Origin of the sequence: Streptomyces sp. NRRL WC-3549, from assembly GCF_000721935.1 — a bacterium.
GTDB lineage: Bacteria > Actinomycetota > Actinomycetes > Streptomycetales > Streptomycetaceae > Streptomyces.
The window spans coordinates 8,650-15,238 of sequence record NZ_KL585418.1; the positions used below are offsets into that span (position 1 = coordinate 8,650).

Sequence of the window (6,589 nt, forward strand, 5' to 3'; positions counted from 1 at the left end):
CTCGTCCAGGAGCTGGTGCGCTTCGCCGACGACCCGCGGGTGCGCCACCGCATCGTCTTCCTGCCGGACTACGGCATGGGCATGGCGCAGAAGCTCTATCCGGGCTGCGACGTCTGGCTCAACAACCCGCTGCGCCCCCTGGAGGCGTGCGGCACCAGCGGGATGAAGGCGGCGCTCAACGGATGCCTCAACCTCTCGGTGCGTGACGGCTGGTGGGACGAGTGGTTCGAGCCCGACTTCGGCTGGGCGATCCCCACCGCCGACGGCTCGGCCACCGACGAGGAACGGCGGGACGAGCTGGAGGCGGGCGCGCTCTACGCGCTGCTGGAGGACCGGGTCGCCCCCCGCTTCTACGACCGCAACGCCGAGGACCTGCCCGAACGGTGGATCGAGATGGTCCGCCGCACCCTGGTGACCCTCGGCCCCAAGGTCCTCGCCGGCCGCATGGTCCGCGAGTACGTGGAGCGGCTCTACGCCCCCGCCGCACTGGCCCGCAGGGCGCTGACCCCGGCGGCGGCCCGCGACCTGGCCGACTGGAAGGCGAAGGTGCACGCGGCCTGGCCCCAGGTCGCCGTCGACCACGTCGAGGCCTCCGCCGACGCCGTCGTCGGCGGCTCCGCGGAGCTCGGTTCCACCCTGTCGCTGCGCGTCAGGATCACCCTGGGCGGCCTCGACCCCGACGACGTGGAGGTCCAGGCCGTCGCCGGCCGGGTCGACTCCAGCGACGGGATCACCGAGGCCCAGACGTTCCCGCTGAAGCCGGCGGGCGGCCACGACATGGAGGACCGCCGGCTCTACGAGGGGCCGCTCGCCCTCGACCGCACGGGTCCCTACGGCTACACCGTGCGCGTCCTGCCCGCGCACCCGCTGCTCGCCTCGGGTGCGGAACTCGGCCTGGTCGCGGTGCCCGGTGAGTCCGCCGGCGGCGACACGGGCGAGGGCGCGGGCGTGTTCCTGCGCTGACCGCCCCGCCCCGCCCGGCTCCGTTTCCCGGCGGGCCCGGCGCCGTCCCGTACGGTGCCGGGCCCGCCGGTGTCCGCGCCCCGGGATCGCCCCTTCACCGGCGGGGATGATTTCCCCGTGACCTGGCTAACATGACAGCCGGTGCCGGTGCGGCCTGGTCCCACCGATGCGACACGACAGCGAGGCGTCCCGCGGGCGCGAGTGGAGGTCGGCACGGTGAACGGCGGCGGAAGCCGAGCGAGACGCCTGACCCGTCGGCTGGCCGCACAGCGGGGCACGTCCCGGCAGCTGCACATCCGCCCACCGGAGGCCGGCACACAGCTGCGGGCCGACCGCTTCACCACCGCGGCCCGGCTGCGCTGGCTGCACACCGCGAGCACCGGGATCGGCACGACCCTCGACCTGGAGCACACCGCGCAGGAGCTGGCCGAATTCAGCGTCCCGCGCCTGGCGGACGGCGCCGCCGTGGACCTGCTGGAATCGGTCCTGAGGGGCGAGGAGGGGGAACGCGTCACCGGCGCGGCCGTCCCCGTCACCCGCGCCATCGCGGTCAAGGCCCTGGACTCGCTGGCGGGCCTGGAACCCGCGCCGGTCGGCAAGGTGGTCGACCGCAGCCGGCGCCGCGAGACACTCCTGACCGTGCACTGCCTGCGCAACGGCCGCCCGGTGCTGGTGAGCCGGATGACCGACGAGGACTACGGGCGGGTGGCCCCCACGGACAGCGCCGCCGAAGCGATGCGCCGGCAGGGGGTGCACAGCTACATGGCCGTGCCGCTGATCGCCCGGGGTGTGCTGCTGGGCTCCGCCGACTTCGTACGCGCGCGCACGAGCCCCCCGTTCAACCGCGCCGACCTGGAACTGGCCGGACAGCTCGGCGCCATGGCCGCCGTGTTCATGGACAACGCCCGGCTCTACGGGCGTGAGCGGGAGCACGTCGTCACGCTCCAGCGCAGTCTGCTCCCGCGCGCCACCCCGCACACCCCCGGCCTGAGCGTCCGTTCCCACTACGCACCCGCCACCGACGCCCACGGGGTGGGCGGCGACTGGTACGACGTGGTGCCGCTGCCCGGCGGGCGTACGGCGCTGGTCGTCGGGGACGTCACCGGGCACGGACTGCCGGCCGCCGCCACGATGGGCCGGCTGCGCACGGTCGCCCGGACGCTCATGACGCTGGACATCGCGCCCGACCGGGTGCTGGCCCGGCTCGACCTGGCCACCCGCGACCTGGAGGACGACCAGGTCGCCACCTGTCTCTGCGCGGTCTACGACCCGGCCGACCGCAGCTACACCTTCGCCAGCGCCGGGCACCCGCCGCCGCTGCTCGTCGGCGGTGACGGGCCGCCCCACTTCCTGGACGTGCCGGTCGGGGCGCCGCTGGGCGCCGGGGTCATCCCGTACGACCCGCTGCGGCTGTGCGTCCCCGAGGGTGAACGGCTGGTCCTCTACACCGACGGCCTGATCAAGACGCGCACCGATGACGTGGACACCCAGCTGGCCGGGCTGCGTGCCACGGTCGGCGCGATGCGGCCCGGCGAACTGGCCGACGGGGGGCTGCTCGCGGCGCTGCGGACGGGTGACGCGCGGTTCGACGAGGCGGTGCTGCTGGTCGCCGAGTCCTGCGAGCTGCCGGCCGAGGCGGGGCTGCGGACGTGGGAGCTGCCCACGGAGGGCAACCCCGCCTCCACCGCCCGCAAGCTGGTGACCGAACAGCTGACCGGGTGGGGCCTGGCCGATCTGGCGGACGTCACCGAACTGGTCGTCAGCGAGCTGGTGGGCAACGCCATGCGGTACGGAGGCGGGCCCGGCCAGCTGCGGCTGCTGCGCGACGACCGGCTGCGGGTGGAGGTGTCGGACACCGGCCCCGACCTGCCGCAGATCCAGCACGCCGACGTCAGCGACGAGGGCGGGCGGGGACTCCAGCTCATCAACCTGCTGTGCCGCAGGTGGGGGTCGTGCCGCACGGCGGACGGCAAGGTCGTCTGGGCCGAGCAGGACGTCCCCGAGGGCCTCGGCTGAGCCGGAGACGGGTACGGGGACGGGCGCGGCCCGGGAGGGTGGTCCTCCCGGGCCGCGCCGTGTGCGGGGGGTGGGTCAGAAGGTGAGCTTCACACTGTTGAAGGTCCCGCGGTCGCCCGAGTAGACGTCCTGGATCCGCAGGTTCCACGTGCCGTTGGCCACCTCGGAGGAGGCGTTGACCGTGTAGGTCGCCACCACGTTGTCCGCCGAGTCGGTCGGGGAGGAGTTCTTCAGCAGGTAGGCCGTGCCGTCCGGGGCGACCAGGTCGAGGCGGAGGTCACCGCGGTAGGTGTGGGTGATGTTCACCGCGACCGAGAGGTTGCTGGGCGCCTTGCCGGTGACACCGGAGACGACCACGGGGATGTTGGTGGTGGCGCGGTCGGCGAGGGCCTTCACCGTGGTGTTCTGGAAGACCTTGCCGCCGGGCTCCGGGTCGGTGCTGCCGCCGGGGCGGGAGCCCACGTTGATGGCGGCCCAGGCGTTGGCGACCGCGGTGTACTCGGCGCTGCTGGTGCCGTACAGCTCACCGGCCACGGCGAGCGTGCCGGTGCGGGCCGCCGCGTAGTTCGTGGTGGAGGTGAACTTGGTGGTGAGCGCCTTGAACCAGATCTGCAGCGCCTTGTCGCGGCCGATGCCAGTCACCGGCAGGCCGTCGTACGTCGGGGAGTTGTAGGAGACCCCGTTGACGGTCTTGGCGCCGCTGCCCTCGGCGAGCAGGTAGAAGAAGTGGTTCGCCGGGCCCGAGGAGTAGTGGACGTCGACCGAACCCAGGCTGGAGGACCAGTAGTCCTTGGACGCACCGTCCTTGCTCGGCTTGTCCATGTAGCGCAGCGGGGTGCCGTTGCCGTTGATGTCGATCTTCTCGCCGACGAGGTAGTCGCCCGGGTCCTGGGCCGTGTCGGAGTAGAACTCCACGCCCGCCGCGAGGATGTCCGAGGTCGCCTCGTTGAGGCCGCCCGACTCGCCGCTGTAGTTGAGGCCGGCGGTGTTGGAGGTGACGCCGTGCGTCATCTCGTGGGCCGCCACGTCCAGCGAGGTGAGGGGAGCCGCGTTGCCGCTGCCGTCGCCGTAGGTCATGCAGAAGCAGCTGTCGGTCCAGAAGGCGTTGACGTAGTTGTTGCCGTAGTGGACGCGGGAGTACGCGCCGACGCCGTCGCCCCGGATGCCGGTGCGGCCCATGACGTTCTTGTAGAAGTCCCAGGTCTCCGCGGCCCCGTAGTGCGCGTCGGCGGCGGCCGTCTCGACGTTCGTCGGGTTGCCGTTGCCCCAGACGTCGTCGGTGCCGGAGAACAGGGTCCCGGTGCCGGACGAGCCGTGGTTCAGGTTGTACGTCTTGTGGTTTCCGCGCGCGGAGTCGGTGAGGTTGTACGAGCTGCCGGAGCCCGAGGTGCCGAGCGTGACCTGGCCGCTGTACTGGGTGTTGCCGATGCCGTTCTCGATGGCCTGCCACTCGTAGAGCTTCGCGCCGGTGGTGGCGTCCGTGATCACGTGCAGCTCGTTCGGGGTGCCGTCGTGCTGGAGGCCGCCGACGACCGTCTCGTACGCGAGCTGCGGGGTTCCGCTCGCCAGCCAGACGACCTTGCGCGGGGCCGCGCTCGCCTCGGTGCTCTTCGACCCGTCGGCCGCGGCGGCGGTCAGCGCCTGCTTCTCGGCGGTGGCCGGAGCGACGTCCGCGGTGGTGGAGACGGCCTTCAGCTGGGCACTGGTCGCCTTGGACGCCTTGGTGACGCCCTGGGTCTTCCCGGCCTTGGACTCGGCCACGACCAGGTCGCCGCCGAGGACCGGCAGCCCGTCGAGGGTGCGCTCGTAGCGGGTGTGCGTGGTGCCGTCGACGTCCTGGACGACATCACGGACGACCAGTTTCTCGGTGGCGCCGAGGCCGAGTTCCTTCGCGGTGGCCGCCCTGGTGGCGTTGGCCTCGCGGATGAGCTCGGCGCGCTGCGCGGGGGAGAGCTGGGCGGGGAGCGCGCCGGGGTCGGCGCCCTTCACCGCGGCGGCCGGGGCGGCGGTGCCGCTGACGGGCGCGGCCGCCGCGCCGCCGGTCTGTACTCCGACGGCGAGGAGGGCTGCGGCGGCTATCAGGGCACCGGTCGCGGTGGCACGACGGCTGGGGGTGGATCTCACGCGGAACTCCTTCTGCGAGGGGGGTGACGGCCGACTGGGTGAGCCGGCGGGCAGAGCGGGCGATGCGTGGAACGGGGGAAGAGTGCCAGCAGAAGGGGGTACATGTCAGGGGCGCGACAACACATTGGCCGGAACTCGTTCGTTGTCGGAATGGTCATGTTCGTTGAGCGGACGTTTCGCCGTGTGTCATCGGGATGTCGTACCGGGAGTGCCGAGAACGCTCCCGGCCTTGCGGCGCAGGGCGGGGAGGGGTTCCCGCCGGTATCCCCGGCGGAAGGGCGGCGCGGAGGGAAGCGGAGGACGACCACGTGCTGAGACGGGGGAGGGGGTGGCCGGTTCCGCGCCGTACGGGCCGCGCGGTCCGGTGGACGAACCCGTCGAGTCGGAGCGGTTCGAGGTATCCCGGCCCGCGCGGTCCCGGCCGGAGCCCGTCGTGGAAGGGGACCGGGCCTTCTCCAGGATGCCGTTGCTCCGCGACGAGGTCCGCGGGAGCCCGGACGGCTTCCACGACGCCATCCGGGGACCGCAGACGCGTCACCGCCTGGACCCGGTCGAGCCGGAGGGCGGCCGGCTCACCCCGTCGGCCACGCCCACGTGCGTCACCTCCCCGTGCCGCGGACCGGCGCCACACCGCCCCCGCGTGACCGCGCCGGCACGGGGTTCCGCTTCCCGATGAGCGCCGTGGCCCGATGAGCGCCGCGGCCACCCCCGGCCCGGGAGCCGACGAGGACGGCGAGGAGCCGGCCCACGACGACGCGGGCTTCCTCCGGCACCGTCGACCTCGCCCACGGCCCGTCGCGGCCGGTTGGCGGGGACCCGGCCTCAGGCCAGGCTCTCCCGCCACGCCCGGTGCAGCCCGGCGAAGCGCCCCGTGCCCGCGATGAGCTCGGCCGGGGAACCGTCCTCCACGATCCTGCCCCGCTCCATCACCAGCACCCGGTCCGCGATCTCGACCGTCGACAGCCGGTGCGCGACGACCACCGCCGTGCGGCCGCGCAGCACCGTGTCCATCGCCTGCTGCACCGCCCGCTCCCCGGGGACGTCGAGCGAACTCGTGGCCTCGTCGAGGATCAGCACCGCCGGGTCGGCGAGCAACGCGCGGGCGAACGCCACCAGTTGGCGCTGGCCGGCGGAGATCCGGCCGCCCCGCTTGCGTACGTCCGTGTCGTAGCCGTCGGGCAGGCCGCTGATGAAGTCGTGGGCGCCGATGGCCTTGGCCGCGTGCTCGATCTCCTCGGGGGCGGCGTCCGGGCGGCCGATCGCGATGTTCTCCCGGATCGTCCCGGAGAAGAGGAACGCCTCCTGGGTCACCATCACCACGCCCCGGCGCAGCTCCGGCGTCGGAAGGTCCCGCAGGTCGGTGCCGTCCAGCAGGACCCGGCCGTCGGTCGGGTCGTAGAAGCGGGCGAGCAGCTTGACGAGCGTCGACTTGCCGGCACCCGTCGAACCGACCACCGCCACGGTCTGACCGGCCGGCAGCGTCAGG

4 protein-coding genes are annotated in these 6,589 nt (G+C 73.3%); 2 read left to right on the plus strand and 2 right to left on the minus strand.

The genetic code is table 11. From position 1 onward, the window contains the following. Together glgP and IH13_RS0123550 are read left to right on the plus strand one after the other, a co-directional pair. Positions 1–963, plus strand: a 963-nt coding sequence (gene glgP, locus IH13_RS0123545; RefSeq protein ID WP_031087555.1) for an alpha-glucan family phosphorylase, incomplete at its 5' end; no start/stop codon positions are given. Positions 964–1,179: 216 nt separating this feature from the next. After that, positions 1,180–2,979 carry an ATP-binding SpoIIE family protein phosphatase gene (locus IH13_RS0123550; protein WP_234433371.1) on the plus strand — a complete coding sequence of 600 codons (1,800 nt, stop codon included), beginning with the start codon at positions 1,180–1,182 and terminating at the stop codon, positions 2,977–2,979. Positions 2,980–3,054: 75 nt separating this feature from the next. Here the strand turns inward: IH13_RS0123550 and IH13_RS0123555 are convergent, their stop codons facing one another. Next, on the minus strand, positions 3,055–5,103 hold the full coding sequence (locus IH13_RS0123555) for a M4 family metallopeptidase (protein ID WP_031087558.1): 2,049 nt from the start codon (positions 5,101–5,103) through the stop codon (positions 3,055–3,057). Between the two features lie 822 nt (positions 5,104–5,925). Then, positions 5,926–6,589 (minus strand): ABC transporter ATP-binding protein (locus IH13_RS0123565; RefSeq protein WP_037842174.1); only part of this gene is annotated, 664 nt, incomplete at its 5' end.